This is a genomic window from Litoreibacter sp. GN1-5 (genome assembly GCF_055693805.1).
Genome location: NZ_JBVFUP010000002.1, coordinates 1 through 25,683, shown reverse-complemented (window position 1 = coordinate 25,683; position 25,683 = coordinate 1). Strand labels below are relative to the sequence as shown.

Sequence of the window (25,683 nt, the reverse complement as noted above, 5' to 3'; positions counted from 1 at the left end):
CGGATTAGACATGTCTTGCTTGCTCAGTTTCTTGCATGCGCAAGGAACTCACCCCATTTTTCGCCCTTAGGCCGTTTGGAAAACATTTCCTTCGGCGGTCCGGATTGCGAGATTTCGCCATCATGAAGAAAGACAACCTGGTCGCTCACATCGCGGGCAAATGCCATTTCATGTGTGACGACCAACATGGTCCGGCCTTCCTCAGCCAGCTCCCGCATGACCTTGAGCACTTCGCCGACCAGTTCAGGGTCGAGCGACGATGTAGGCTCATCGAAAAGCAGAGCTTGGGGTTCCATTGCCAACGCCCTTGCGATCGCAGCGCGTTGCTGCTGGCCGCCCGAAATATGCGTTGGATAAGCGTCTTTGCGTGCGTAAACGCCAACACGCTCCATTAAACTGTCGGCAAGCTCACCGGCTTCAGCCTTCGACTTGCCCAACACCTTGATAGGCGCCAGCATAATATTCTCTCTGATCGTCAAATGGGCCCAGAGGTTGAACGACTGAAACACCATCGAGAGTTGCGAACGAAGCCTTTCGACCTGACGCTTGTCTTCGACCGTTCCCCTGCCGTGCCGATCTCTCGATATCTTGATCTTTTCGCCTGAGACATTGATCTCGCCCGCTTCGGGCATCTCAAGTAAATTGATGCACCGCAAAAAGGTGCTCTTCCCGGAGCCGGAAGCACCAAGGATCGAAACAACATCGCCAGCCTGAGCCTCAATGCTGATCCCCTTGAGGACCTTCACGCTCCCAAATGACTTCTCAATATCACGTACGTCTAAGATCGGTGTCGCCGATTTCGTCTCTTTCAAAGCCACCCAACTCCCTGCGACTAAACTCAAGCGACCGGACTAAACAGCAATGTAATAGTCCAATCTCGTATTGGACTATTACATTGCTGTGCGACTTCGTCAATCGGGTTTGCGAAACTTGCAGTGATGTGAGATGGCGGTGCCCCGCCTCGATGAGACGTCTTCAACGATTATTGAATGTGTAAGTGGGTTTGATACTGTTGCGGAACGAGGCGTTCTATGTCGCAAACGTGCGCGTTCGTCTTCGCGATCGATCAGTCTCAGAATGCCAGATGGCGCCACAATCAATCGTTAGATATGGGGCTAGAACTTACGGTATTGATGAAAATCCAAGTGTCATGGCTAGTCGGAAGACAAAACCACTCTGAGAGGATGATTGAGCGACACGGTATATTCGATGGGTCGGCTCTGAGTGTCATAGACCACAGAATGCATCGTCAAGGCGGCCGTTCCCGCCCGCATGCCAAGCATTTCCGTATCTTCAGGCGTGAGTGTCGAAGAGCTTACTTTGGTGCTGTCCTTGCCCATTTTGATGCCATAACGCTCCTCCAGAATGGCATAGAGCGACACTCCACCGACAAAGTCTTCTGCAGAAAGGTCAGGCACATGTCGACATGGCAAGTAAGCGATTTCAATACAAAACGGTAGCGTATCGATGGTCCGGAGTCGCTTGATTACGATCACCTCATCGCCTGGATTGAGCATTAATTTTTCAGCTGTTCTGGTATCCGCTTCGCACTTCTCTGAAAATAGTAGTTCACTGCCAGCGACACCGCCACACTCCCTCACGATTTCAGAAATACTCTGCGAGAATACCTTGGCCGAAACCGGTCGGATGACAACGGGAGCGGGAATGTAAGTGCCGCTCGTTCCACGTCGTTCCAGTGTCCCCTCTTCAACCAGGTTCCCAATCGCCTTACCGACCGTAATCCTGTGAATTCCGAACTTTTTAGATAGCTCGCGTTCTGACGGGATGCGATCGCCGGGGAGATAATTTCCTTGCTCTATGATCCGGAGGATTTCTTTTTGTGCTTGTTTGTAAACAAGAGTGCCATCGTTTTCCTTGACGATTTTTGACACTGAGCTTCCTAGATTTTTTGACACTGGCTCCATGACATGGGTCTACTCCAAACCTTGTTCTAGTGCAATTTGATCATTTTGAGATGTATCAGAAAAGCGAGCGGGACCTAAGATATCTGCGTTGAGAGCATGTCTAGCTTCACACAGTTGATCGCAAAAAGTTCTCAAATGCCATGATGATTTCAGCTCACAGCGCTTGACTTTGCAAAGGTAGTCCAGATAACAATTGGACTACTTTTTGAGAAAGGACCATCATGGCCATTGATATCGACGGAGCCGAATTTACAGCGTCGCTGACGCGATCTTCAGAGCAGGTACGGGAGGTCGCAGAGTTTGGGAAAAAGATCGCTGGCGATATCGACCGGATCTATTTCGTTGGGTGCGGCGCGCCAAACCGCATTATGCTGTCACTAGAGTATTGGGTAAAGCACTACTGCCCGTCGATCGAAGTTGATCGGTTTTTTCCTGCAGAATTCATGACTCAGCTTCCAACGCGTTTGGATGATCGAACTCTGGTGGTCGTTGGCTCCAAATCCGGCACGACGAAAGAAATGGTCGAAGTATGTGAGTTCCTGAAAAATAAACCAGGTATTAAAGTGGGTTTCACTGAGAACGAAGACAAGCCGTTGGCCAAATTGGTCGAGCATTGTTTTTACGCTCGTGAGAGTGTTGAAGCCTATATCAGCATGTACATTCTCATGCAGGCCTTCATCGGAGGGGTGATGTCAGCAAAAGACGATTGGCCTTTGTTGCAAGAGCTCCTGACATCCCTCGAAGCACTGCCGGAGGCATGCACAGCCGCCAAAGTTCAGTCTGATGAAAGATCTAAACAGGACGCACTCATCTATAAGGATGACAACATCCTTTATCATGTGGCATCTGGTCCGATGTTTGCGACGGCCTATGTTTTCGGCGTTTGCATGCTCCAGGAAATGCTCTGGATGCACTCAAATCCGCTGGAAGGCGCAGAATTCTTCCACGGGCCATTTGAGGTCGTCGATCAAGATTTACCTTTGATCCTTTATGTCGGCGAGGATCCAAGCCGTCCACTGATGGAACGGGTCGTTCGCTTTTTGCAACAAGTACACAGAGCGTGTCATGGTCTATGATTCAAAAGATTATGAAATGAAAGGCGTTGACCCCCAAATAAGGGCCATGGTTGCACCGTTCGTCATTCAATCCGCTGTCGACCGCTTGGCTGACAGATTGTCTGTTTGGCGAGATCAACCGCTGACCACGCGTCGCTACATGTGGAAGACGGAATACTGATCAATGGCACGCATCCTTGGCATCGGTGACAATTGCGTCGACATTTATGTCGATCATGGCGTTCAATATCCGGGCGGCAACGCAATCAACGTTGCTGTCATGAGCAGACGCCTTGGTGCGAAAGCTTCCTATCTCGGATGCATCGGCAATGATAACCTCGGCGACATCATCCGTGACATGCTGAATTCAGAGAAGATCGATACGTCACATATGCGGCGTATCGATTTTCCGAACGCTTGGGCCCGTATCAAACACGACGGCAATGACCGGATTTTTGATGGCACCAATCCGACCATGGAGGGGATGTGCAATCTTGTCGCGCGTGACTTTGAGTATATCGCAGCCCACGATCTCACCCATGGCTGTCTCTATGGCAAACTAGACAACGATTTGGCCGATATCGCGCGAGCAGCGCCGATTTTATCCTTTGACTATGCCGACGAGTTCACAACGGACTATCTCAACAGAACAGCCCAACATGTCGACATCGCGTTTCTTTCCAACCCGGGTGCCAGCAACGAAGCGTGTGAGCAGCTCTGTCGCGGGGTGGCAACACGCGGTCCCAGTATCGTGGTGGTCACGCGTGGCGAACAGGGCTCCATGGCCTATGACCGCAGCAAGTTCTACAAACAAAGCATCGTTTCAGGACATTTAGTTGACACGCTTGGTGCTGGCGACGGACTCATTGCAGGGTTTCTTGTTGCCCACTTGAATGGAGCAAGCATTTCGGAAGCGCTCAAAAAGGGCGCTGAGAACGCAACTTTCGTCTGTGGATATCGCGGCGGTCTCGGATACGAGTCCAAGATCAAGTCGGGCTAAACAGGAACTACAACCCAACAGGAATCACACATGCTCAACACAACCAACCTCGCTGAGACTTGCCATCAGTCGCTTCAACGGCTGATGGCACCTTTTCATCAGGCAGTGTCGAGCATGGATCCGATCAAAATGTCGCGGCCTTTCTCCCGAGGCTGACATCGCCCGGCGTGTGCGCGTTTTCGCGAACCGCCGGGCTTTCTTCATGGTGACACTCTACGATTGAAAGGATTCCCCCATGTCCAAGACACGCCGACAGATCGCCGAACGCGTTTCCATCGAGTGTTCAATCGACATGCGGGACTCCAAGGCCATCTCGGATGCGATACTGCAGCAGATGTCAGACGCTCTGGCGCGCGGTGAATACGTCAAGCTGGCCGGCTTTGGCAGCTTTCGAACCCATGTGTCGCCTGAGCGTATGGGCCGGAACCCCAAGACCGGGAAGCCTGCGCTGATTTCAGAACGCCAACGGATCACCTTCAAACCTTCCACCAAGCTGTTGGGACGTATGGCACAGGGGGACAAGTGATATGTGCTTTGAACACCAGGGGATTACCTTCGAAGCCCTCGCCGGCGGGATCATTGCCTCCACTCTGACACCCTTCGATGATGCAGGCGGTGTGCTGTGCCGCGCCATCACCGACCAGGCCCGCAGGCTAACGCGTATCGATGGCGTCATCGGCATTGCCGTCAACACAAGCGTGCGGGAACGGCTTTCATTGACGCCGCATGAACGCCTCGAAGTCATCCGCTGCACCCGTGCCGGTCTCAAGGACAGTCAGATTCTGGTCTCCTGTGTCGGCGAGCTGACTGAAGCGGTGTTCGATGATGTGATCGCCTGCAAAAACGCAGGGGCTAATGCCATTATCACCTTCCCGTCCAGATGGCAGAAGGGGTTTGAGGGACAGACGCTTGGAGAGCGGATCACGCATCTCGCAGCCTTGACCGACCGTCTTGCCCTGCCCGTTATCCTCGCTCTGGGTAACGGGGAGAACCGATGGGCCGAAGCGCCAGAAGACCTCGCCCTCCTGGCCACCGCCGGTCGTCAGATCCTCGGCTTCGACATGGGCCATGATGACAATGTGCTGCGCTACGATCAGGACTACTACACGCTCAAGGGGACCGACAGGCCAATGGCCTTGTTGCCATCCTCGGAAGGCGCCCTCTTCCACAATCTCAACACCGGTGGCGACGGTGTGTTGTCGTCACTGGCCTACATCGCCCCGTATGAAGTGGCCGCGCTCTACAGCGCGTCTCGTGATGGCCGGTTCCATGAGGCACAGGCCATCCACAATCAGCTTGCACCCTTGATCGCGATCATGAACGGCCATGATATCAACACCCGTGAGATGCTCTGCCGCCAGGCGGCCCATCTCCGCGGTCTGCTGGCCTCGCCCGATGCCCGTGGTCTGGACACACCGCTCTGTCCTCACCTTACCGCCAGTCTACAGAGCACCCTCGATGACATCGCGCTCAAGCCGATCAGCTGGGTCTAACGGACGAACCGTCCGCGTGGAGGCAAGGGGTCTACAAATTGAGCGCTAAGCCACTGCCGCCATTTTCTATTGAAAATAATTGAGAAGTTGCCTCCAATGATATTATGGAAAAATTCCAAATCCACCGCAATCAAATCCAGGACGCATTGGATATTTCGGTTGCCGCAGCGCAGCCTGCAGAGTGTTGTTCATCAGCATTGCGATTGTCATTGGCCCAACCCCGCCAGGAACCGGTGTAATTGCGTCGGCAATTTTCGCGACTTCGTCGTAGGCCACATCGCCAACGAGTCTTGAGGTTCCTTCACCTCTTTCTGGTGTAGACACTCGGTTGATACCAACGTCGATCACAGATGCGCCGGGTTTTACCCAATGAGCTTTCACCATTTCCGGACGCCCAACTGCCGCCACCAAAATATCGGCTGTTTTGCAGATGTCTGGCAAGTTGGCTGTTCGACTATGGGCAATGGTCACTGTTGCATTGGCCGTCAACAACAGCTGAGCCATGGGTTTTCCGAACAAATTTGAGCGGCCGATCACGACAGCGTGCAATCCCGAGAAGTCCGATCCGAGAACGTCGCGCAAAAGTGACATCGAACCAAGTGGCGTACATGGCAGTAAGGGAGACTGTGTATCTCCTGCCGCAAGCTTTCCCATATTGGTGACATGCAATCCATCGACGTCTTTTTCCGGAACAATCGCTTGAATGATGACATCCGCGTTAAGATGCTCCGGCACGGGAAGTTGGCAGAGAATACCGTGGATGTTGTTATCTGTATTTAGATCGTCAATGACAGACAACACCTGCGCCAAACTCGCGGTTGCGGGTAGCGTGTACTGAATTGCATGAAAACCTAGCTCTTTGGCTTTCCTTTCTTTGCTCGACACATAGACCTGACTTGCTGGGTCTTCGCCAATGAGAATGACGGCTAGGCCAGGGACAACATTTCTTTGAGCTTTGAGTTCATGGGTGGCCAATCGCACTTGTTCAATAGTCTCAGCGGCAATACGGCGACCGTCTATGAGTTTTGCATCAGCGGAAGACAATCGTACGGTCCCCATTCGTAAGGATACGATGTTCCAAATGTGCTTTGACCGCTCGTGCGAGCACGCGACTTTCAATCTCGCGTCCGCTTTCGACAAAAGCGTTCTCTGTCATCGTGTGATCAACTCTTCCGACATCTTGCTCGATGATCGGTCCTTCATCGAGATCTGGGGTAACGTAGTGCGCCGTTGCTCCAATCAGTTTCACGCCACGCGCATGGGCACGATGATACGGCTTTGCACCTTTGAAACTTGGCAAGAAGGAGTGATGGATGTTGATGACGCGGCCGCTTAGTTTCGTCGACAGCTTGTCGGAAAGAACCTGCATGTAACGCGCCAGAATGACCAACTCCACCTGTTGTTCTTCGACCAAGGCCAACAACTGCGCTTCTTGTTCGGCTTTTGTGTCTGCTGAGATAGGGAGGTAATGGAACGCAATTCCATCGTCCTCGACCTGCTTGCGGCACGTCTCGTGATTGGAAACGATTGACGTTAGTTCCATCGGTAGCTGGCCGATCGAGTAGCGATACATCAGATCGTTCAAAGCATGATCGAACTTCGAAACCATGATCATCACTTTGGGCTTCACATTGAGATCATGAAGCGACCATGCCATTTCAAAGTTCGCTGCGATGGGCGTAATGCTGTGTGACAATGCGTCTGCATCGGTCGTCGCCGCTGCTTCAAAAGCAACTCGCATAAAAAACCGTCCGCTTTGCGGGTCGAAATATTGGTTGCTTTCCACAATGTTGCAGTCTTGCGCTGCAATCATGTTGGCAACCGCTGCCACGATGCCCTGTTTGTCCGGGCAGGAGAATTTGAGAACGAATTGGGACGGAGAGTTCGTCAAGATAACTTCCTTACTCTGACTAGTGATGTGGTCTACTGGATCGCTTGATCGACGATGCTGCTTTCACGCATCATGCATACTTACCTCGCGGTCGCGCCGTCTGATTGGTTAGCCACGAAATATGGCCGTCTACAGAGCGCCAGATTTGTGAGCACAAGCCACAAGTCATTTGGATATCTGATTAGAAGAAAAGGAGGCTTTGCCGCTATCGATCTTAGTTGAAGAACTTGATCGCTGAAAACATCCTAAAGGCCGGAGCCGTCATCGCTGCGCTTAGCATCGTTGAATTGCGACATAACCTTTGCGCACACGCAACGACGGCAGTTGGCACATTTGGGTTTGCCATTGGGGCCGACGGTCTTGCCGGTTCGCGCGAGCGGAGATGTGGGTACAGCGTCTATAATGGTACGGCCAGAAACAGCCGCGTTTTGCATGCCAATGGCGGGTGCCGACTGCATGGCGTTCTCCTTCGGAAAAAGTGTGAGATAGGTTGTTCGGGCCTGGGGAATCCCAGGCCCGGCATCGCTTAGAGTGCCGTCGCAAAAATCATCGGCTTGTCAGTCTTGGGATCGATGATTGGTTCGGGAGAATATTGTGCGAGGAACCCACGGCGAGGCTTATCCGTTGTGTTGGATGATGAGCGGTGGAGAGTGACCGACGAGAAAATCACGACCGAGCCCGCAGGAACGATGGCTGGCTCACCTGGTTTGTCACCGTCATAGCCGACCATCTCTTTGCCGACTTCATCCCATTTGTGTTTGATGAACGGATCTGGATCATTCAAATCTTGGGGCAGAACATAGACCGCACCGTTCTCAATGGTCGTGTCATCAAGTGCGATCCAGACGGTTAGGTATGGCTTGTGTTTGAAGTCGAGGTAGCCGCTGTCTTGGTGCCAGGCGAATGATGCACCGGTTTTTGGACCTTTCACCACAAACTGCTCGTTAAACAGATGTGGCGTGTCGCCGATAAACTCTGATGCGAACTCTTTCATCGCGTCGCCCAGAACAAATTTGCCAAGCTTTGGCAGGTCTGTGTGACGGTGACGGAGAAAACGGCGATCCATCCCGCGGCCAATATCGTGGCCCTTACCGCCTTTGTCATCATCGACAGGCTCATCCATCAGCGTGTTGCAAGACTCGCGGAGCGCTTCAAGCTCATCCTCATCTAGAATGCTCGGGAATATCGCATACCCATTTTTGAAATATTCATCTTTGGCGTTCGCGGGTAAGGCTTTCATGTTGCTTCTCCATATTGCAATTTCCTCACAAATACCCCAGAAACAAACGATTGTCCTTGCGAAAAATACCAAATACATTGCGAAATGCGTAATCTAGATCATGAAAAAGCCTGAACCTAAGCAATTTTTGGAACCCGGTGAACCCGGCAGGATCTGGCGTCGCGCGACTCAGACGCGTTTTGCCGAGCCCGAGCCACGCCGTCATCGGGAGCTTGTCATGTTGCTCTGCCTCACCGGGCGGATGCGCTATTATGTGGACGGCGACTATTTCAGCGCGGGACCACGCACACTGATCCTTGCCCACTCCGATCAGGTCCATTTCCTCGTTCAGGAAAGCAGTGACTTTGATATGGTCGTGGCTGTTTTGGCTCCGGAGATTTTGGACGATCAGACACTCTACCCCCCAGTGCTAGCGGCCGAGAGGCCGGGAAATCCGGTTGATCCACGTGTCCTAACGCCAGATGAGTCACAAGAGCTGTCAAAATTGGCTGGATCACTGACCGGCCTGAAGGCACAGCAAGCACTCAAGCTCGGGCTACAATGGTGGGTCTATCAAGCTTGGTCAGCTTGGAGCTTGGCGGCTCCAGAGCAGATGAACGCCACACATCCGGCGGTCGCGACCGCACTTGAAGCTCTACGTGAAGAGCCATCGCTGCACGTGGCTGAGATCGCTCAAAAGGTTGGGCTGACGCCAAACCGGTTGGGACAAGTGTTCCGCAAGGAAACAGGCGAGACCCTTTCCGCCCATCGAACACGCGTGCGGCTGGAGTTGGCCGATCGTCTCATGCAGACGAACCCAGAGATTTCCTTGCTGACGGTGGCTCTGGAGTCAGGGTTTGGCGATTATTCAAACTTCTTCCGCGCCTATCGTGCTTCTCGCGGACAGTCGCCACGCATTGCAAAGGAAGGAGATCATCATCGCTAACAGGTGGTTTGAACCGCGAAGAAACCACGAAACAGCAACACCAGAATAAAGAGGCTGATTGTCATAGCCGCTATCTTGTCTATTTGGCGATCGCTCACAACAGACATGCTTTCAGGCTCAGACAAGACGGCCAAAGCCAAAAATACTAAAGTCCGACGCTGTCGGGATCATCTTAAAGGAGGACCATAAATGGGTCGTAAAACTGTCGCCGAAATCAAAGCCCTCAAGGGCAAAAGACAATTGAGTATGCTCTACGTCTTCACCCCTGAAGAGGCCGCAGCAGCCAGTGAGGCCGGGATAGACATGTTGAGTGTTTCAGCCGAAAGATGGACGCCGGAACTGCGCGAGGCAGCCGGAGATTGCTTCGTCCAAGTCGGATTGTCCTATCGTGATGTCGTCACGTTGGAAGACCATCAACGCTCCGCTCACCAACTCATGAAACTCGGGGCGGACTGCATCTATTGTGCATCGGGGATTAGCAAGATCAAAGCACTAGCGGATGATGGCATTCCAATGGTCGGCCATGTTGGATTGATTCCGCATAAAGTGACTTGGACTGGTGGCTTTAAGGCGGTCGGGAAGACTGCAGAAAGTGCCTTCAGTGTCTTTGAGCAAGTCAAAGTGTTTGAAGAGATTGGCTGCTTTGCAGTGGAAATCGAAGTCGTACCAGATCGCGTGGCCGAGGAAATCTCGAAACACACCGATCTGGTGCTGTTGGGGATGGGGGCCGGTGCCCATGCAGATGCGCAATATCTATTTGCCAATGATGTGCTTGGCTACACAAATGGTCATAAACCGCGCCACTCAAAAACATACCGAAATTTTGCCGACGAATACAAACGTTTGCAAAGCGAACGCATTGCCGCTTTTCAGGAATTTAAGGCCGATGTCGACAATCAGTCTTATCCCGAGACCAAGCATACGGTTGCAATCAGCGATGACGAACTCGCCGGCTTCTTGCAGCGTGTAAAAGACAAAGGATAGCATTAAATCCAAACAAACTGACTGGAATGCCTGCTGGCAACACCGGCACGCGTTTCAGTCAATTATCATAAGGGTTACTTGGACTAATCCAACAGATGAGAAGCTCTGAGCATCGGGATCGGTGCGATCGTGTGATGCTCGGGCACGAATTTTCCGTCACTGTTCAGCCGTTTCAGCATCACATTGCTTAGCAAATCTGCGACCTTCTGGTCTTGCGTCGAAAAAGTCGACAAAGGCGGCGCTGTATGTTCGGACCCTGGAAAATTCTGTCCACCAAACAACGCGATATCCGAACCGACTTGCCGGCCCTGTTGAGCAGCTCCCCGAAAAAACCCGAAGGCCAATGAATCCTGAATGCAAGCGAAGGCTAAGCGGCCGTCACGCTCAAGTTCCTCCTTCGCAACGATCTCGCCTTGATCTTCCGACATTTCCTCACGGCGGATATGCACATCGTTCAGGCCCGATCGCTCAGCTTCTTCTAAAGCCCCCTTCACAAAATTGTCTGCGAACCGCAGACCTTCCGATGCAGTAATGACCGACAGAGAGTCTGGTTTATGGCTTGCCAGCGCTGAAATGGCTATCCGCCCCGCTTCCGCATAGTCGATCTCAACCCATGAATGCTCATTCGGCCAGAGGGTCTGGCCGAAGCTCACGAATGGAAAGTCGCGATCTAGCAAAAAACGGATGCGCTTGTCGTCCTGGCGTGTGCGACCCAAAATGATCCCATCGGCCAGGTGGTCATCAACAACAGAACGCACGATGTCGATTTCTTCGTCCCAGTCATGCGCGGCAAAAACGGCCAAGGACATTTTTTGCGGTCTCAGATACGCATCAAGCGTCGATAGCAATTCCAGGAACACGGGACTGGCAAAGCGCTGTTGAGGTGGTGACAACAGAACGGCAACGCGCCCTGTTCGTCCGCCTTTTAGTGCACGCGCCGCGGCGTTGGGTCGGTATTCCAGCTTATTTGCAAGATCGCGCACAAGCGCTTTGGTTTCCGGTTTTACACGAGGGTCGTCACGCAACGCGCGCGATACCGTAGAGACATCGACGTTCAGTTGTTCTGCCAGTTGCTTGATGCCAATGCGCGCCATAGCCGCTCCCCAAATGTTGATTCAACTTAGAAGTAATAGATATCCAATCGATTGGATAGCAAGTCTGCACAAAATACAAACGTTTGTATTGACGAGATAAAGGATTCCACATAACGATGTGGCTGGGAGAAAAACCTCCCGGAAAATCTCGCATATGGTGATTAAAGTCATGTTTCTTGGGTTGGATTTAGGTACGTCGGGACTGCGCGGACTCTTGGTGGACGCTTCTGGGTCTCCGATCGAGGATGCTTCCAGCAGCTACTCCGTATCAAATCCAAATGACGGTTGGTCAGAGCAGGATCCAGCGGCGTGGATTGATGCTTGTAAGGATGTGATGAGCCAATTGCGCTCAAAAGCGGCAAAAGCGTTGTCGAACGTTAATGGGATTGGAATCTCTGGTCACATGCATGGGGCAGTGACACTGGATCAAGATTTCAAAGTGATCAGACCCTGTATCTTATGGAATGACACTCGGTCCGCCATCGAGGCCGCTGAACTTGATGCGGATCCCCAATTTCGGAAATTATCAGGGAATATTGTCTTTCCAGGTTTCACGGCTCCGAAGCTCGCGTGGATGGCGAAAAATGAACCAGAGCTGTTTGAGCGTGTCGCCAATGTCATGCTGCCTAAAGACTATCTCGTCTACTGGCTGACTGGGTCGGTCGCGAGCGATATGTCTGATGCGTCAGGCACGAGCTGGCTCGATGTTGGAAATCGACAATGGTCTGAAACCCTGGTGTCGGCGACCAAAATGACAATGACCCAACTACCGGCTTTGCACGAGGGGTCTGAGCGCGTTGGTACGATCAGACAAGCGCTTGCCGATGAGTTTGGATTGACCGCACACACCAGCGTTGTCGCCGGTGGAGCGGACAATGCCTGTGCGGCAAGCGGCATTGGTGCGTTCGATGAGGGACAAGGTTTTGTGTCGCTCGGGACGTCAGGTGTCGTTCTTGTCGCGCGTGATAGCTATGCTCCAGAACCTGCCTCGGCGGTACATACTTTTTGTCACGCAGTGCCTGACAAATGGTACCAAATGGGCGTCAGTCTGTCTGCGACCGACAGTCTTGAATGGCTTGCCGAGAACCTTGGTAGCGATGCGGCTAACCTATCGAGTTTGTTGCCCGCGAAAGCTTCAGGTCCCTGCCCTATCCTCTTTTTGCCTTATCTGTCCGGCGAACGGACGCCGCACAATGACGCAAATATTCGTGGCGCTTTCTTTGGCCTCGCCAAAACAACCGATCACAGAGCGTTGACGCAATCGGTCATGGAAGGGGTCAGCTTCTCACTTCGCGATTGTCTGGATGCCCTGCGCAGTACGGGCTGCAATCCTGCTTCGTTGATCGCGGTCGGTGGCGGATCAAAATCAGATTTCTGGATATCAACATTGGCAAACACGTTGGGTATGCCGATTCAGATTCCTGAAAAGGGTGACTTTGGTGCAGCTCTCGGTGCAGCTCGATTGGCGATGATCGGCGCCGGTGACAAATCGCCAGCCGACGTGATGGTTCTGCCGGTTATCGAGCGTGTCATCGAGCCGGATCAAGCACTCGTCCCGCTCTACGAGCGTGCCTTCCAAAAATATAGAAAACTCTATCAAGCCGTAAAGGATATATGATGACTACTGGTTTCTTCCCTATTGAAAAAGTCCCCTTTGAGGGTCCGAAGTCTGATAATCCTCTGGCATTTCGCTACTATGACCCCAATGAAATGGTCATGGGAAAACGGATGGAAGACCATCTTCGTTTTGCCTGCGCCTACTGGCACAGCTTCGCCTGGCCGGGCGGTGATCCTTTTGGTGGACAGACTTTTGACCGTCCATGGTTTCCTGATCGCATGGCTGATGAGATGCAAGCAGCCAAGCTGAAAGCTGACGTGGCATTCGAGATGTTCACGGCTTTGGGCGTGCCTTATTATTGTTTCCACGACGCAGATGTGCGTCCGGAAGGCTCAAGTTTCGCCGAGAACACGCGGAACCTTGAAGAAATCGTCGATCACTTCGCTGCCAAACAAGCCGAAACAGGCATGAAGTTGCTCTGGGGCACGGCCAATCTTTTCTCCCATCGGCGCTATATGAGCGGCGCTGCCACAAACCCGGATCCGGACGTGTTTGCCTTTGGTGCCGCTACAGTCAGAACATGTATTGATGCGACACACAAACTGGGTGGCGAAAACTATGTTCTTTGGGGCGGCCGCGAGGGATATGAAACCCTGCTTAACACTGATTTGAAACGCGAAGACGAGCAGCTCGGGCGGTTCCTCAATCTCGTGGTGGAATACAAGCACAAGATCGGGTTCAAAGGGACGATCTTGCTAGAACCCAAACCACAAGAGCCGACAAAGCATCAATACGACTATGATGTTGCCACCGTTTACGGGTTCCTGAAGCGCCATGGCCTTGAAGACGAGGTCAAAGTAAACATTGAACAAGGTCACGCTATTCTGGCAGGTCATTCCTTTGAGCATGAGCTGGCGCTGGCAAACGCTCTGGGTATTTTTGGATCAATTGACATGAACCGGAACGACTATCAGTCCGGATGGGACACAGACCAATTCCCAAACAATGTTCCCGAAATGGCCCTTGCCTATTATGAGGTACTCCGTGGCGGTGGATTTAAGACTGGCGGTACCAACTTTGACGCCAAATTGCGCCGTCAATCGCTTGACGCTGATGATCTGCTGATCGCTCACATTGGCGGCATGGATTGCTGTGCCCGCGGGTTGAAAGCCGCAGCCGCCATGATCGAAGACAAAGCCTTGTCCGGGCCACTCGAAGAGCGTTACGCCGGTTGGTCGCAAGAAAGTGCCAAAAAGATGCTTTCTGGTGATCGTTCTCTCGATCAAATCGCTGAGTGGGTAGCAGCTGAAAACATAAACCCTGAGCCCAAATCCGGCAGACAAGAACTGCTGGAAAACATCGTCAATCGTTACGTTTGACAGGCACAAAAGCTGAAACAAGCATGCTTGACCGGGAAAGATAAATAGATCGAAGAAAGAAGTCGGCATGATTGATGCCCATCACCACATCTGGTTGCAGAAAGATCTGCCTTGGCTGCTCGGTCCCGAGCAGCCACGTATTTTTGGTCCTTACGGCGCGATCAAGCGCGACTATCTGGTCGAGGAATATATTGACGATCTTAAACGTACCGGGATCACCAAATCAGTTTATGTGCAGGCTAACTGGCCTACCGATTTGTATGAGAATGAAGTGGCGTGGGTGCAATCCGTGGCGGATCAAAGCGGTTGGCCGCATGCCATCGTCGGATACGCAGATTTCACGACGGGTGACGTGCGTCCACAACTGGATCGCCTGAAGAAATATCCATTGATGCGTGGCATACGGCAGCAGTTGCATTGGCACGAGAAACCGCTCTATCGCTTCGCGAGTGCTAACGACCTTTGCACAAGCGAGACACTCCAAGACAACATTCGCCGCCTGTCAGACTATGATTGGGTGTTTGAGTTGCAAGTGTTTTCGTCCCAAATGCACGATGCGGTGAACTTGGTGCAAAGCTGTCCAGATGTCACCTTCATCCTTACCCATGCCGGAATGCTTGAGGACCTAAGTGATGAGGGCGTCGAACAATGGCGTACCGGTATGAAAGCACTAGCGTCCTGTCCGAATGTTTGCAGCAAACTGTCAGGCTTCGGTACTTTCGTTCACAAGAACGATCCTTCATTCATTGCAAAAATGATAGAAGAGACCGTCAGCATGTTTAGCGCACATCGGTGCCTGTTCGGCTCAAACTTTCCGATTGAAAAGCTTTGGACCAGTTATGACGACTTATTCGCGGCTTTCCAACGAGGTGCTGGTCATCTGAGTCCCGAGGATCAGCAGGCGATCTTTAACGATACAGCTGCTCGTCTCTATCGGATTTAGGCGTTCAAGTGGCGTGAGATGCGCCCTGACACTTTCACGGATCCATGGTCGGCGACGCCTGATCGAGTGACCCTCGTCGCTCTGACGTTGCTGCACCACAAATGCGGTCAGAGCGGCAACACTCGAAATAATATCAGAACCAACTCACAACAACTGGAGACAAACTTATGAAATTCTTTCTCGACACCGCGAACGTTGATGAGATCCGCGAATGGAACGCTACAGGAATGCTCGATGGCGTGACGACCAACCCATCGCTGATCCTGAAATCAGGACGCGACATTAAGGAAACTCTGGCTGAAATTTGCGAAATCGTTGAAGGAGACGTTTCTGGTGAGGTCGCCGCCACCGATTATGAACAGATGCTCAAAGAAGGTCGCACGCTTGCGGCTATCGCAAAGAACATCTGCATCAAATTGCCGATTACTCTCGACGGTGTCCGGGCTTGCAAAACACTGGTTGATGAAGGCTTCAAGACCAACATGACATTGTGTTTTAGCCCCAATCAGGCCTTGCTGGTTGCCAAGGCAGGGGCCACTTACGTGTCTCCGTTTATCGGCCGTGTCGATGACATGGCATCGGACGGCATGGCGCTGATCGAAGACATCCGCACGATTTTTGACAATTACAGCTTTGAGACTCAAATCCTGGCGGCATCTATTCGCACGGCCAACCATGTCAAAGACTGCGCGCTTGCTGGTGCTGACGTGGCAACCATGCCTCCCAGCACCATCACACAATTGGTCAAGCATCCTCTCACCGACAAAGGTCTCGCTGACTTTCTGTCGGACTGGGAGAAAACGGGTCAAACGATCAGCTGACTTGTTCGTGCGCTGCGCAACGATGTCCGAGTGGCAGTTAGATCTGGTACTTGATCGCTGAACTGCTGTCTTGCAGCTGGTGAATTGCTATCTCATTGAGCACCACTAGAACCTAGCTTATGCCCGTTTCGAGCACTTCTTCAAAACTCGTGACAATCCCGTTCCAAACGATTGCATGATAAAAAACAAAAAATACAAACGTTTGTATTGACGGTTTTCATGAAACGGAATAGCTTCGATTGCTAGGGAGGAGATGCAGTCGACGGCAACACGCCGCACGTAGTGTGCGTACTGCCGACTGATTACTTCCCACAAATTTTTTCGGCTTGCTGAATATCAGCAGTGCCGTTCGTAACGACTTGAGATTGATGAGTCCGCTCGCTTGGAGGCTAAATGACAACTGAACCGACATCCCCGTTCACGGCAGACGACGGAGCACTGGTTGCCCGCTTTTTGGGTGAGACATTGCGTATTGAACCGTGGGGAAAAGACGGTTTGCGCGTGCGTGCCAGACCAGGTGCGGACGTTGTAGAGCCGCATGTAAGTGCTCTGATAAGCGGCGCTGAAGCCAATCAAAAAGACGGCAACAGCATCACATTGGGACCAGACAAGGCTTCTATTTCCAACGGCCGGATCACTGCGAATATGAGCGTGGTCACGCGTTATGGCGCTGAGATCAAACGCGAAGTGGTTGTCGAATATGTTCGTTCGGACACCGGCGAAGAGCTTTTGGCGGAAACGCGAAGTCACTTTGCTGGGCCGAAGACCCGCAACTTTAAAGGCCATGTTGGCGGGTCGTTCAAACTCGAAACAACCTTTAAGGCGTATGACGATGAATTCTTGCATGGTTTGGGCCAGCCACAACACGGCAAAGCCAACCTGAAGGGTGTTTCAACCACGCTGATGCAGCAAAACGCGCATGCCGTCATTCCCTTTGTTATTTCCTCTCGCGGCTACGGTTTCCTTTGGAACAATCCGGCTGTCGGCAAGTGCGAATTTGCCTCCAATCTCACACGTTGGAGCGCGGATGCGACCATCGGCATGGATTACTGGATCACAGCTGGCGACAACGACCGCGAAATTCTCAGCGCCTACCACGATGTGACAGGCCACTCCCCTGTCATTCCGGATTGGGCATTGGGGTTCTGGCAGTGCAAATTGCGCTATCGGACCCAAGAAGAGCTGCTTAGCGTTGCCCACGAGTATAAAAGACGTGGGCTGCCTTTGTCCTGTATCGTCATCGACTTCTTCCACTGGACTCGGCAAGGCGATTGGAAATTTGATCCCGCTGAATGGCCCGATCCGAAAGGAATGGTCAAAGAGCTGCGCTCCATCGGCGTCGAAGTCATGGTGTCTGTCTGGCCAACTGTGTCAGTAACCTCAGAAAACTATAAAGAGATGAACGAGCGCGGGCTCCTTATCACGACGGATCGGGGCGTGGATGCTGTGGTGGGGCTGATCGATAAAGATCCGTTCGGGCCAATGTATCTGACTTACTATGACGCTTTCAGTGAAGAGGCGCGCGATTTCCACTGGGAGACCATCAAGCGCAACTATATCGACAATGACATCGATCATTTCTGGATCGATGCGTGCGAGCCTGAAATGCGACCAGCACATCCAGAAAATGTGCGTACGGCTTTGGGCAATGGCGCAGAAGTAATGTGTGCATACCCGATGCTGCATGAGAAACGCTTTCGTGAAGGCCTGAACGAAGAGGGGCGCGACGGCGTTTTGCTTTGCCGATCTGCATGGGCTGGATCACATGCACACGGTGTCATTCTTTGGAGCGGCGATATCTGGTCGAACTGGGAGTGGTTCCGGGCGCAGATCCCGGCGGGTCTGCATTCAGGCATGTCCGGTTTGGGCTGGTGGACCACTGACATCGGAGGCTTCTACGACGGTCAGGGCAACCGACCAGAATTTCGCGAGTTGTTGGTTCGGTGGTTCGAGTTCGGTGTGTTCTCGCCAATCTGCCGCCTTCATGGCTTCCGCATTCCAGACGAACTTCCGGTCCCCGGACCGGGTGAAGATGTCACTTATGGCGAAGACACCGTCCGTCTCTTTATCGAGTCAGGCGGATCAAACGAGGTCTGGTCCTTCGGTGATAAGGTCGAAGCGGTGCTTACAAAACTGCTCGAAGTCCGCGAGGCGCTCCGGCCCTATCTGGAGGAGTGTTTTGCAGCATTTGCCAAGACAGGCGCACCGGTCATGGCGCCCGTCTTCTACCACTTCGAAAACGACGTTGAATCGCGGGAGGACGCAGGTCGTTACATGCTTGGACCTGACCTGCTGGTCGCGCCAGTTCTCGATGAGAATGTCGAGAGCATGACAGTTGCCCTGCCACAGGGTGAGAAATGGGTACACGTCTGGACAGGTGATGTCTTCGACGGAGGAGGAACTGCGGATGTGAAGTGCCCATGGGGTCAATGCCCTGTCTTCATTCGCCAAGGTGCCAACTCGAAAGCCTCTGCGGCTTTTGCGGCATTGAACTGACTTTAAGAAGTGCGCCGTATTGGCGTTCAACAAGGGAGTGAAAAATGAAAAAACTTTTGATGGCCACCGCTACCTGGTGCCTCGCCACATCGGCCGCGTTTGCGGAAGACGTGACGTTGACCATGTGGACCGTCGCGAACAATGCACCAGAAGCGGTGTTCGCAAACGAGTTTTCAGAAATGGACAACGGTGTGAAAATCGATGTTCGTGAAATCAAGTTCGACGATATTATTCCGGAAACACTACGCGCATTCGCGACGAAGGCCAATCCGGACTTAATTTCGATCGACAACCCTAACCACTCAGCGTTCTCCGAAGCCGGTGCGTTTCTCGACCTGTCACCGCACATCGCGAAATCAGATCAGATCAGCATGGACAACTACTTCGACGGTCCGCGCTCTTCGCTCGAGTGGGAAGGCAAGCCTTATGGCATCACGCGCGCCTCAAGCACGATCGCTCTGTTCTACAACAAGGACATGTTCGAAGCGGCCGGGCTTGATCCGAATGATCCACCGGAGACATGGGACGAACTCTATGAAGCGGCGAAGAAGCTGACCGATCCGTCCAAGGATGTTTACGGCCTCGCATTCTCCGCGAAAGCATCTGAAGAGGGCACGTTCCAGTTCCTTCCCTGGGCCCAAATGGCCGGTGCCTCGTTTGAAAACATCAACACAGCCGGAGCCGCTCAAGCTCTCGACTTCTGGAAGAAACTCTTCGACGAAGGCCTGACATCTCCTGATACGCTGACGCGCGGTCAGTGGGACTCCACTGGCACGTTCAACGCCGGCAACGCCGCAATGGCGATTTCCGGTCCTTGGGAACTGAAGCGCATGTCTTCCGACGCCAAATTTGATTGGGGCGTAACGCTTCTTCCGCGACCTTCGACTGATGCACCACGTGCGTCTGCTCTGGGTGACTGGAATGTTGCGATCTTCTCAAACACCGAGCACCCAGAAGAGGCATTCAAATTCCTGGAATACATGGACAGCCAAGCTGATCGTATGTGGCCAGAGTTTTCGCGCTTTTCATCCAAGAAGGGTATCGAAGTTGCGCCAACAGGTGATGCGAAAATCGATGCAGCTGCGCTGGTTTTTGCCGAAGATCTGCAATATGCACGCGTTCGCGGGCCGCATCCAAAATGGTCGAATATCTCTAAGGCCGTTCAGGACGCCATCCAAGCCGCTTTGACTGGACAGAAATCGTCCCAAGAAGCACTTGATGAAGCGGCTGCCAAAATCGCCGCTATCGTAAACTAAAGACCTTCGACGGGCCTGCTTTTTGCAGGCCCGTCCCACTATACATTTGAAACGCGGATCACATGACACGTTTGGCGAGATCACTAAGAGATGGAATTGGGTTTGATACCCTGCTGATCGCGATTGCGCTCAGCTACCTGTTTGCGTTTGCCGGACTTCCGCTTCTCTACAATATCATTATCAGTTTTCAGGAAGTCGACATGTTCGCCCTGAATAAACTGTTCCACGAATTCGTGGGCTGGGGCAACTACGTCGCTGTTTTCCAGGACCCGCTCGCACAGACCGTGCTTTACAATACAGCCGTATTTACGTTCGCGTCCGTCTTCTTCCAGTTTACGATTGGCTTTGCACTTGCCTTGTTCTTCAACCAGAAATTCCCGGAGCAACCTGGTTTCGCGGCCTGTTTCTAGCAGGCTGGGTTATGCCAGGCCTCGTTGTGGGGGTACTCTGGAATTGGCTGCTTGCAGGTGACTTTGGCGTTATAAACTGGCTCTTAGAATCCTTCGGCTTCATCGATGATCCTATTTTCTGGCGCTCAGACATCGACTATTCGCTTCTCTCAGTGATCCTCGCGAGTATCTGGTACGGCATACCGTTCAATATGATCCTACTGTCAGTGGGCCTGGCTGGAATCCCAGATGATCTCTATGAAGCCGCATCTCTTGATGGCGCAACTGCTTATCAGAAATTCACGACGATAACTTTGCCTATGATGAGGTCGACCATAGGTGCAGTCTTGTCGCTTGGCATTATTTTCACCCTTCAACAGTTTGACCTGTTTGCAGCTATCACATCCGGCGGTCCGGCAGGTTCATCACTGGTCGCACAATACTGGTCTTGGCAGCTATCTTTCCGAGAGTTTCAATTTGGCCGCGGTTCAGTCATCGCCGTCCTCATGATCGTCGTCGTCCTCGCGGTAACAGTGATCTATGTACGCTCGACACGTCAGGAGACGCGCCTGTGATTACTTTAAGCACCACAAACAAGCACCGGCTCTTTTTTGTCATCGCTTTGCTGGCCGCCGGTTTTTATCTGTTCCCGTTGTTCTGGATGTACTCCACCAGCTTGAAGTCGAACTCGTCAATTTTCGCGGTTCCGCCGGAGTTGTTCCCCGGATCACCGCAATGGCAGACCTATGTTGAAGTCTGGCAGGAGTCGGACATCGTCCGCTATCTGAAGAATTCAATCATCATTGCATCGGGCGTCACATTCGTAACGGTCCTGTTTGGCGCGGGCGCTTCCTACGTGTTGGCACGGTATCGCAGCATCTGGATCGACGTCGCGCTTTTCGCTGTCTTGATGTTCCAGGTCCTTCCGCCAAGCTTGATGGTGACGCCCATCTTCCTCGGTTTCTCTTCGATTGGGCTATTGGAATATCCGCGCATCGCAACCATCTTGGCCTTTGCCGCAAAGACGATGCCGTTCTTTGTAATCTTGTGCCGTGCTGCCTTTATGACCGTGCCGCGGGAACTTGAGGAAGCAGCTTTGGTGGACGGCAACTCCCGCGTCGGTGCTTTCGTAATGATCGTGTTGCCGTTGGCACGCAACGGCATTCTCGTAGCGGCGCTCCTCATCTTTATGCAGGGCTTTGGCGAATACGTCTATTCGACATCCCTGATTAGCGACAACCGTCTGCAGCCTGCGTCTATTGGCATGACCAATTACCTCGAGCCTAACATCGTGACGTGGAACTCAATCATGGCGTTCGCTGCCATCTATATCACGCCAATTCTGGCAGCTTTTGTCTTGTTGCAACGTCACATCGTCAACGGACTTACATCTGGTGCTCTCAAATGAACGAAAAAAAACAAAATATGCAGATCGAGTTTATCGACGTTGATAAATATTATGGGTCATTTCACGCTCTCAAAGGGATCAACATTGCGATTCCCAAAGGCCAGTTCGTTGCCTTGGTGGGACCATCGGGATGCGGCAAGTCTACGCTCCTGCGCAGTTTGGCAGGTCTGGAAGATATTTCGTCTGGAACAATTAACGTTGGCGGATCGCGGGTCAATGACATGCCACCCCGTAAACGTGATCTGGCGATGGTCTTCCAATCCTATGCGCTCTACCCGCATATGAATGTACGGGACAACCTGACTTATGCCTTGAGGCTTAAAAAGGTCAGCAAGGAAGAAAGAGCGCGAAAGGCAGACGAAGTTGCAGCCATCATTGGCCTGGAAGACCTGCTCGACCGGAAGCCTAAAGAGCTTTCCGGCGGTCAGCGCCAGCGTGTTGCCATGGGGCGTGCGATCATCAGGGAACCACAAGCCTTCCTGTTTGATGAACCGTTGTCTAACCTTGATGCGTCATTGCGTGTGCGGATGCGCAAAGAAATTCGCGCGCTGCATGAGCGCATAGGCTCAACGTCTGTCTATGTGACACACGATCAGGTCGAAGCGATGACGATGGCAGATCATGTGGTTGTCATGCGAGCTGGTGTGATTGAACAGCAAGGCCCGCCGCTTGACCTCTATGAGCATCCGGCCAATTGCTTTGTGGCTGGGTTCATTGGATCACCCGCTATGAACTTCGTACCAGGAACAATCGATGCTGGCGGACAATCAGTCACGCTGCAATTGGACGGGTCACCAAAAATAGCGATTGCACATAAACTCGAACCGGGACGGTCAGTCCTTGCAGGTCTTCGTCCTGAACATCTCGGATTAGTTGATGTGAATACCAAAGGAAGTGTTCCCATTACACTGAGCGCCGTCGAAGCAACGGGGTCGGTTACCTTTTTGTTCGCAAAGGGTTCACCAGAGATGGTTGTCGTTGCTGATGGCAATTTGAAAGCCAATCCCGGCGATGTTCTCGGTGTAAAAATCGCACCTGAGAATGTTCACCTTTTCGATCCTGAGACAGAGCTCTCGATCGTCAACAGTTAGAACGTCATCCGCTTCAGTCAGCTTCCTCCCGAGCAGTAGCAGCGGTTGGTCGGTGGATCATGCCCCAGGCTCGTCCACCGACCTCATTGACCTAGTGAGAAGACACATATGACCGCGCAAACACAAACCACTCCAATGAAATCGGCTTGCGCTTTTAGCGTTAGAGAATGGCGGTGGTTGTGAAGCCTTGGCATAACAGTCCTGCGGAAGCCGACCTTCGAAAGGCAGACTATATCATTGTTGGTGCCGGCTCAGCTGGCTGCGTGCTCGCCAACCGTTTAAGTGCTGATCCGAATGTGCGGGTGGTACTGTTGGAGGCCGGCGGACGCGACACAAATCCTTGGATCCATATCCCTGTCGGGTACTTCAAGACGTTGCACAACCCTAAGACAGACTGGTGTTACAAGACGGAGCCGGAGGCGGGGTTAAATGGAAGGGCACTAGATTGGCCAAGAGGCAAAACCCTCGGCGGATCCAGTTCTATCAACGGGCTTCTTTATGTGCGCGGGCAACGCGAAGATTACGATCAGTGGGCCCAATCAGGCAATACGGGTTGGAGCTACGACGATGTGTTGCCCTACTTCAAACGCTCAGAGAGTCATGAGCTTGGTGAAAGTGAGTATCACGGTCGGTCGGGCAATCTTTCTGTATCGCTGATACGGGCCAAGAGCACGATTGCTGAAGCTTTCGTGGATGCGGCCGTGGAGTTGGGCGTGCCACGTTCGGATGATCACAACGCTGAAAAACAAGAAGGTGCGGGCTATTTCCAGCAAACGGCTCACCGAGGATTGAGATGTTCGTCTGCAAAAGCATTCTTGCGCCCCGTGCGCACCCGCAAGAACCTTGAGATCATAACGAACGCCCATGTTCGCCGTGTCGAGTTCGACAAAAACAACCCAAAACGGGTCTCCGGTGTGGAGTTCGAGGTCGGTGGTCAACGCCGTTCCATCAGCCTGTGGCCCGGCGGTGAAGTGATCCTGTCAGCCGGTGCGATTGGATCTCCCCAACTCCTCGAACTTTCCGGCATCGGGAGAGCGGATGTTCTCGCAAAGGCGGGTGTGGCGATCAGGCATGAGTTACCAGGGGTTGGCGAAAATCTTCAAGATCACTTGCAGCTTAGGCTGGTTTACGAGGTCAATACCCCGACGCTCAACGACGCGATCAACCGTTTCTTGCCCCGGATGGGGATTGCACTGAATTACGCGTTGCGCCGAAAAGGCCCAATGAGCGTTGGCGCAAGCCAGGTCTGCGTATTCGCGCGATCAGATTCCAATCAGGAGACACCGGACATTCAGTTTCATTTCCAGCCTTTGAGTGCGGACAAACCTGGAATTGAGATGCACCCGTTTTCTGGTATCACATCATCAGTTTGCCAACTTCGGCCGGAAAGCCGGGGGCACATCCATATCGCGTCGCCCCACGCGGAAGATTACCCGAAAATCGTGCCGAACTATCTCAGTGCGACCGCAGATCAACTTTGCGCGGTGAGAGCCATGAAATTTGCCCGGGCGATGACCAAGACAAAAGCACTCTCACCATTCATCGTCAGGGAGCATAAACCGGAGAACAATCCCGAGTCTGATGACGCGCTGCTCGCCGCTGCACGGAATATCAGCCAGACGATTTACCATCCTACCAGCACGTGTCGCATGGGGCGCGACTCTCAAGCCGTCGTCGACGATAGGCTTAAAGTTCATGGCATCCAGGGCCTTCGCGTTGTCGATGCGTCGGTAATGCCAAGCATTGTTTCAGGCAACACAAATGCACCAACCATGATGATCGCTGAAAAAGCCAGTGACCTGATCCTGCAAGATCGGCGCGCATCATGAGTGTGACATCGTTTTTTGCCAGTCGATCCTAAGACATTCCGCTTTCCTCCCAAAGCGGTCTGGGCCCGGCGTGTAGCGCGGTGCGCTCCGTCGGGCTTTTTTGCCAATGAGAACTAACAAATAGAAAGGATTCCCCCATGTCCAAGACACGCCGACAGATCGCCGAACGCGTTTCCATCGAGTGTTCAATCGACATGCGGGACTCCAAGGCCATCTCGGATGCGATACTGCAGCAGATGTCAGACGCTCTGGCGCGCGGTGAATACGTCAAGCTGGCCGGCTTTGGCAGCTTTCGAACCCATGTGTCGCCTGAGCGTATGGGCCGGAACCCCAAGACCGGGAAGCCTGCGCTGATTTCAGAACGCCAACGGATCACCTTCAAACCTTCCACCAAGCTGTTGGGACGTATGGCACAGGGGGACAAGTGATATGTGCTTTGAACACCAGGGGATTACCTTCGAAGCCCTCGCCGGCGGGATCATTGCCTCCACTCTGACACCCTTCGATGATGCAGGCGGTGTGCTGTGCCGCGCCATCACCGACCAGGCCCGCAGGCTAACGCGTATCGATGGCGTCATCGGCATTGCCGTCAACACAAGCGTGCGGGAACGGCTTTCATTGACGCCGCATGAACGCCTCGAAGTCATCCGCTGCACCCGTGCCGGTCTCAAGGACAGTCAGATTCTGGTCTCCTGTGTCGGCGAGCTGACTGAAGCGGTGTTCGATGATGTGATCGCCTGCAAAAACGCAGGGGCTAATGCCATTATCACCTTCCCGTCCAGATGGCAGAAGGGGTTTGAGGGACAGACGCTTGGAGAGCGGATCACGCATCTCGCAGCCTTGACCGACCGTCTTGCCCTGCCCGTTATCCTCGCTCTGGGTAACGGGGAGAACCGATGGGCCGAA

At 52.8% G+C, this 25,683-nt stretch carries 26 protein-coding genes; 19 read left to right on the top strand and 7 right to left on the bottom strand.

The window, feature by feature from the left end:
• Nucleotides 1-23: 23 nt before the first annotated feature.
• Together ACZ1HF_RS18915 and ACZ1HF_RS18910 are read right to left on the bottom strand one after the other, a co-directional pair.
• Nucleotides 24-746 (bottom strand): ATP-binding cassette domain-containing protein, encoded by a 723-nt coding sequence (locus ACZ1HF_RS18915; protein WP_472659119.1) that lies wholly within the window; start codon nucleotides 744-746, stop codon nucleotides 24-26.
• A 408-nt stretch (nucleotides 747-1,154) separates the two neighbouring features.
• Nucleotides 1,155-1,892 (bottom strand): GntR family transcriptional regulator, encoded by a 738-nt coding sequence (locus tag ACZ1HF_RS18910; RefSeq protein WP_472659118.1) that lies wholly within the window; start codon nucleotides 1,890-1,892, stop codon nucleotides 1,155-1,157.
• 254 nt (nucleotides 1,893-2,146) lie between these two features.
• Between ACZ1HF_RS18910 and ACZ1HF_RS18905 the strand changes: the two genes are divergently transcribed.
• The 4 genes from ACZ1HF_RS18905 (at nucleotide 2,147) to ACZ1HF_RS18890 (ending at nucleotide 5,473) form a co-directional block, all read left to right on the top strand.
• Nucleotides 2,147-3,001 (top strand): SIS domain-containing protein, encoded by an 855-nt coding sequence (locus ACZ1HF_RS18905; protein ID WP_472659117.1) that lies wholly within the window; start codon nucleotides 2,147-2,149, stop codon nucleotides 2,999-3,001.
• A 163-nt stretch (nucleotides 3,002-3,164) separates the two neighbouring features.
• On the top strand, nucleotides 3,165-3,980 hold the full coding sequence (locus ACZ1HF_RS18900) for a PfkB family carbohydrate kinase (RefSeq protein ID WP_472659116.1): 816 nt from the start codon (nucleotides 3,165-3,167) through the stop codon (nucleotides 3,978-3,980).
• A gap of 235 nt (nucleotides 3,981-4,215) precedes the next feature.
• Nucleotides 4,216-4,506, top strand: coding sequence for an HU family DNA-binding protein (locus ACZ1HF_RS18895; protein WP_472659098.1), 291 nt, complete (start codon nucleotides 4,216-4,218; stop codon nucleotides 4,504-4,506).
• Between the two features lies 1 nt (nucleotide 4,507).
• The gene (locus tag ACZ1HF_RS18890) at nucleotides 4,508-5,473 is read left to right on the top strand and encodes a dihydrodipicolinate synthase family protein (RefSeq protein WP_472659115.1); all 966 of its coding nucleotides are present in this window, start codon (nucleotides 4,508-4,510) and stop codon (nucleotides 5,471-5,473) included.
• A gap of 102 nt (nucleotides 5,474-5,575) precedes the next feature.
• Here the strand turns inward: ACZ1HF_RS18890 and folD are convergent, their stop codons facing one another.
• The 4 genes from folD to ACZ1HF_RS18870 form a co-directional block, all read right to left on the bottom strand.
• Nucleotides 5,576-6,517, bottom strand: a complete 942-nt coding sequence (folD, locus tag ACZ1HF_RS18885) for a bifunctional methylenetetrahydrofolate dehydrogenase/methenyltetrahydrofolate cyclohydrolase FolD (RefSeq protein WP_472659114.1) — start codon at nucleotides 6,515-6,517, stop codon at nucleotides 5,576-5,578.
• Nucleotides 6,504-7,304, bottom strand: a complete 801-nt coding sequence (gene purU, locus ACZ1HF_RS18880) for a formyltetrahydrofolate deformylase (protein WP_472659113.1) — start codon at nucleotides 7,302-7,304, stop codon at nucleotides 6,504-6,506. The genes folD and purU overlap by 14 nt, the downstream gene beginning before the upstream one ends.
• Nucleotides 7,305-7,609: 305 nt before the next feature.
• Nucleotides 7,610-7,822 carry a hypothetical protein gene (locus ACZ1HF_RS18875; RefSeq protein ID WP_472659112.1) on the bottom strand — a complete coding sequence of 71 codons (213 nt, stop codon included), beginning with the start codon at nucleotides 7,820-7,822 and terminating at the stop codon, nucleotides 7,610-7,612.
• A 68-nt stretch (nucleotides 7,823-7,890) separates the two neighbouring features.
• Nucleotides 7,891-8,604, bottom strand: coding sequence for a phytanoyl-CoA dioxygenase family protein (locus ACZ1HF_RS18870; protein ID WP_472659111.1), 714 nt, complete (start codon nucleotides 8,602-8,604; stop codon nucleotides 7,891-7,893).
• 100 nt (nucleotides 8,605-8,704) lie between these two features.
• On the opposite strand from ACZ1HF_RS18870, the gene ACZ1HF_RS18865 reads away from it, so the two are divergent.
• Nucleotides 8,705-9,529, top strand: a complete 825-nt coding sequence (locus ACZ1HF_RS18865; RefSeq protein ID WP_472659110.1) for an AraC family transcriptional regulator — start codon at nucleotides 8,705-8,707, stop codon at nucleotides 9,527-9,529.
• Nucleotides 9,530-9,718: 189 nt separating this feature from the next.
• Nucleotides 9,719-10,513: a 3-methyl-2-oxobutanoate hydroxymethyltransferase gene (locus ACZ1HF_RS18860; protein ID WP_472659109.1), complete on the top strand. Its 795-nt coding sequence runs from the start codon at nucleotides 9,719-9,721 to the stop codon at nucleotides 10,511-10,513.
• 83 nt (nucleotides 10,514-10,596) lie between these two features.
• On the opposite strand, the gene ACZ1HF_RS18855 is transcribed toward ACZ1HF_RS18860, so the two are convergent.
• Nucleotides 10,597-11,607, bottom strand: coding sequence for a LacI family DNA-binding transcriptional regulator (locus ACZ1HF_RS18855; protein WP_472659108.1), 1,011 nt, complete (start codon nucleotides 11,605-11,607; stop codon nucleotides 10,597-10,599).
• A gap of 169 nt (nucleotides 11,608-11,776) precedes the next feature.
• Between ACZ1HF_RS18855 and xylB the strand changes: the two genes are divergently transcribed.
• The 13 genes from xylB to ACZ1HF_RS18790 all read left to right on the top strand — a co-directional run.
• Nucleotides 11,777-13,225, top strand: coding sequence for a xylulokinase (gene xylB / locus ACZ1HF_RS18850; protein ID WP_472659245.1), 1,449 nt, complete (start codon nucleotides 11,777-11,779; stop codon nucleotides 13,223-13,225).
• Complete coding sequence (gene xylA / locus ACZ1HF_RS18845) at nucleotides 13,225-14,544, top strand: xylose isomerase (protein ID WP_472659244.1); 1,320 nt, start codon at nucleotides 13,225-13,227, stop codon at nucleotides 14,542-14,544. The genes xylB and xylA overlap by 1 nt, the downstream gene beginning before the upstream one ends.
• Before the next feature lie 67 nt (nucleotides 14,545-14,611).
• Entirely contained in the window at nucleotides 14,612-15,487 is an 876-nt protein-coding gene (locus ACZ1HF_RS18840) for an amidohydrolase family protein (RefSeq protein WP_472659107.1), read from the top strand.
• Nucleotides 15,488-15,654: 167 nt separating this feature from the next.
• Nucleotides 15,655-16,308 (top strand): fructose-6-phosphate aldolase, encoded by a 654-nt coding sequence (fsa, locus tag ACZ1HF_RS18835; protein WP_472659106.1) that lies wholly within the window; start codon nucleotides 15,655-15,657, stop codon nucleotides 16,306-16,308.
• 393 nt (nucleotides 16,309-16,701) lie between these two features.
• Nucleotides 16,702-18,804, top strand: coding sequence for a glycoside hydrolase family 31 protein (locus tag ACZ1HF_RS18830; RefSeq protein WP_472659105.1), 2,103 nt, complete (start codon nucleotides 16,702-16,704; stop codon nucleotides 18,802-18,804).
• Between the two features lie 44 nt (nucleotides 18,805-18,848).
• Nucleotides 18,849-20,060 carry an ABC transporter substrate-binding protein gene (locus ACZ1HF_RS18825; protein ID WP_472659104.1) on the top strand — a complete coding sequence of 404 codons (1,212 nt, stop codon included), beginning with the start codon at nucleotides 18,849-18,851 and terminating at the stop codon, nucleotides 20,058-20,060.
• A gap of 62 nt (nucleotides 20,061-20,122) precedes the next feature.
• Entirely contained in the window at nucleotides 20,123-20,470 is a 348-nt protein-coding gene (locus tag ACZ1HF_RS18820; RefSeq protein ID WP_472659103.1) for a carbohydrate ABC transporter permease, read from the top strand.
• An 11-nt stretch (nucleotides 20,471-20,481) separates the two neighbouring features.
• Nucleotides 20,482-21,024 (top strand): carbohydrate ABC transporter permease, encoded by a 543-nt coding sequence (locus tag ACZ1HF_RS18815; protein WP_472659102.1) that lies wholly within the window; start codon nucleotides 20,482-20,484, stop codon nucleotides 21,022-21,024.
• On the top strand, nucleotides 21,021-21,857 hold the full coding sequence (locus ACZ1HF_RS18810) for a carbohydrate ABC transporter permease (RefSeq protein WP_472659101.1): 837 nt from the start codon (nucleotides 21,021-21,023) through the stop codon (nucleotides 21,855-21,857). Before ACZ1HF_RS18815 ends, ACZ1HF_RS18810 begins: the two co-directional genes overlap by 4 nt.
• A complete protein-coding gene (locus ACZ1HF_RS18805; protein WP_472659100.1) occupies nucleotides 21,854-22,948 on the top strand; it encodes an ABC transporter ATP-binding protein in 1,095 nt (364 codons plus the stop codon). Before ACZ1HF_RS18810 ends, ACZ1HF_RS18805 begins: the two co-directional genes overlap by 4 nt.
• A 167-nt stretch (nucleotides 22,949-23,115) precedes the next feature.
• A complete protein-coding gene (locus ACZ1HF_RS18800) occupies nucleotides 23,116-24,777 on the top strand; it encodes a GMC family oxidoreductase (RefSeq protein WP_472659099.1) in 1,662 nt (553 codons plus the stop codon).
• 137 nt (nucleotides 24,778-24,914) lie between these two features.
• On the top strand, nucleotides 24,915-25,205 hold the full coding sequence (locus ACZ1HF_RS18795) for an HU family DNA-binding protein (RefSeq protein ID WP_472659098.1): 291 nt from the start codon (nucleotides 24,915-24,917) through the stop codon (nucleotides 25,203-25,205).
• A 1-nt stretch (nucleotide 25,206) separates the two neighbouring features.
• On the top strand, nucleotides 25,207-25,683 hold a 477-nt coding region (locus ACZ1HF_RS18790), incomplete at its 3' end, for a hypothetical protein (RefSeq protein ID WP_472659097.1).

What these genes read in the sequence shown, in the direction of transcription:
- ACZ1HF_RS18875 (WP_472659112.1), bottom strand. Translation starts at nt 7,822, where the DNA reads ATGCAGTCGGCACCCGCCATTGGCATGCAAAACGCGGCTGTTTCTGGC.
- ACZ1HF_RS18795 (WP_472659098.1), top strand. Translation starts at nt 24,915, where the DNA reads ATGTCCAAGACACGCCGACAGATCGCCGAACGCGTTTCCATCGAGTGT.
- ACZ1HF_RS18870 (WP_472659111.1), bottom strand. Translation starts at nt 8,604, where the DNA reads ATGAAAGCCTTACCCGCGAACGCCAAAGATGAATATTTCAAAAATGGG.
- ACZ1HF_RS18815 (WP_472659102.1), top strand. Translation starts at nt 20,482, where the DNA reads ATGCCAGGCCTCGTTGTGGGGGTACTCTGGAATTGGCTGCTTGCAGGT.
- ACZ1HF_RS18895 (WP_472659098.1), top strand. Translation starts at nt 4,216, where the DNA reads ATGTCCAAGACACGCCGACAGATCGCCGAACGCGTTTCCATCGAGTGT.
- ACZ1HF_RS18800 (WP_472659099.1), top strand. Translation starts at nt 23,116, where the DNA reads ATGGCGGTGGTTGTGAAGCCTTGGCATAACAGTCCTGCGGAAGCCGAC.
- ACZ1HF_RS18820 (WP_472659103.1), top strand. Translation starts at nt 20,123, where the DNA reads ATGACACGTTTGGCGAGATCACTAAGAGATGGAATTGGGTTTGATACC.
- ACZ1HF_RS18865 (WP_472659110.1), top strand. Translation starts at nt 8,705, where the DNA reads ATGAAAAAGCCTGAACCTAAGCAATTTTTGGAACCCGGTGAACCCGGC.
- ACZ1HF_RS18855 (WP_472659108.1), bottom strand. Translation starts at nt 11,607, where the DNA reads ATGGCGCGCATTGGCATCAAGCAACTGGCAGAACAACTGAACGTCGAT.
- fsa (WP_472659106.1), top strand. Translation starts at nt 15,655, where the DNA reads ATGAAATTCTTTCTCGACACCGCGAACGTTGATGAGATCCGCGAATGG.
- ACZ1HF_RS18825 (WP_472659104.1), top strand. Translation starts at nt 18,849, where the DNA reads ATGAAAAAACTTTTGATGGCCACCGCTACCTGGTGCCTCGCCACATCG.
- xylA (WP_472659244.1), top strand. Translation starts at nt 13,225, where the DNA reads ATGACTACTGGTTTCTTCCCTATTGAAAAAGTCCCCTTTGAGGGTCCG.
- ACZ1HF_RS18840 (WP_472659107.1), top strand. Translation starts at nt 14,612, where the DNA reads ATGATTGATGCCCATCACCACATCTGGTTGCAGAAAGATCTGCCTTGG.
- ACZ1HF_RS18890 (WP_472659115.1), top strand. Translation starts at nt 4,508, where the DNA reads ATGTGCTTTGAACACCAGGGGATTACCTTCGAAGCCCTCGCCGGCGGG.
- xylB (WP_472659245.1), top strand. Translation starts at nt 11,777, where the DNA reads ATGTTTCTTGGGTTGGATTTAGGTACGTCGGGACTGCGCGGACTCTTG.
- ACZ1HF_RS18830 (WP_472659105.1), top strand. Translation starts at nt 16,702, where the DNA reads ATGACAACTGAACCGACATCCCCGTTCACGGCAGACGACGGAGCACTG.
- ACZ1HF_RS18905 (WP_472659117.1), top strand. Translation starts at nt 2,147, where the DNA reads ATGGCCATTGATATCGACGGAGCCGAATTTACAGCGTCGCTGACGCGA.
- ACZ1HF_RS18805 (WP_472659100.1), top strand. Translation starts at nt 21,854, where the DNA reads ATGAACGAAAAAAAACAAAATATGCAGATCGAGTTTATCGACGTTGAT.
- ACZ1HF_RS18900 (WP_472659116.1), top strand. Translation starts at nt 3,165, where the DNA reads ATGGCACGCATCCTTGGCATCGGTGACAATTGCGTCGACATTTATGTC.
- ACZ1HF_RS18860 (WP_472659109.1), top strand. Translation starts at nt 9,719, where the DNA reads ATGGGTCGTAAAACTGTCGCCGAAATCAAAGCCCTCAAGGGCAAAAGA.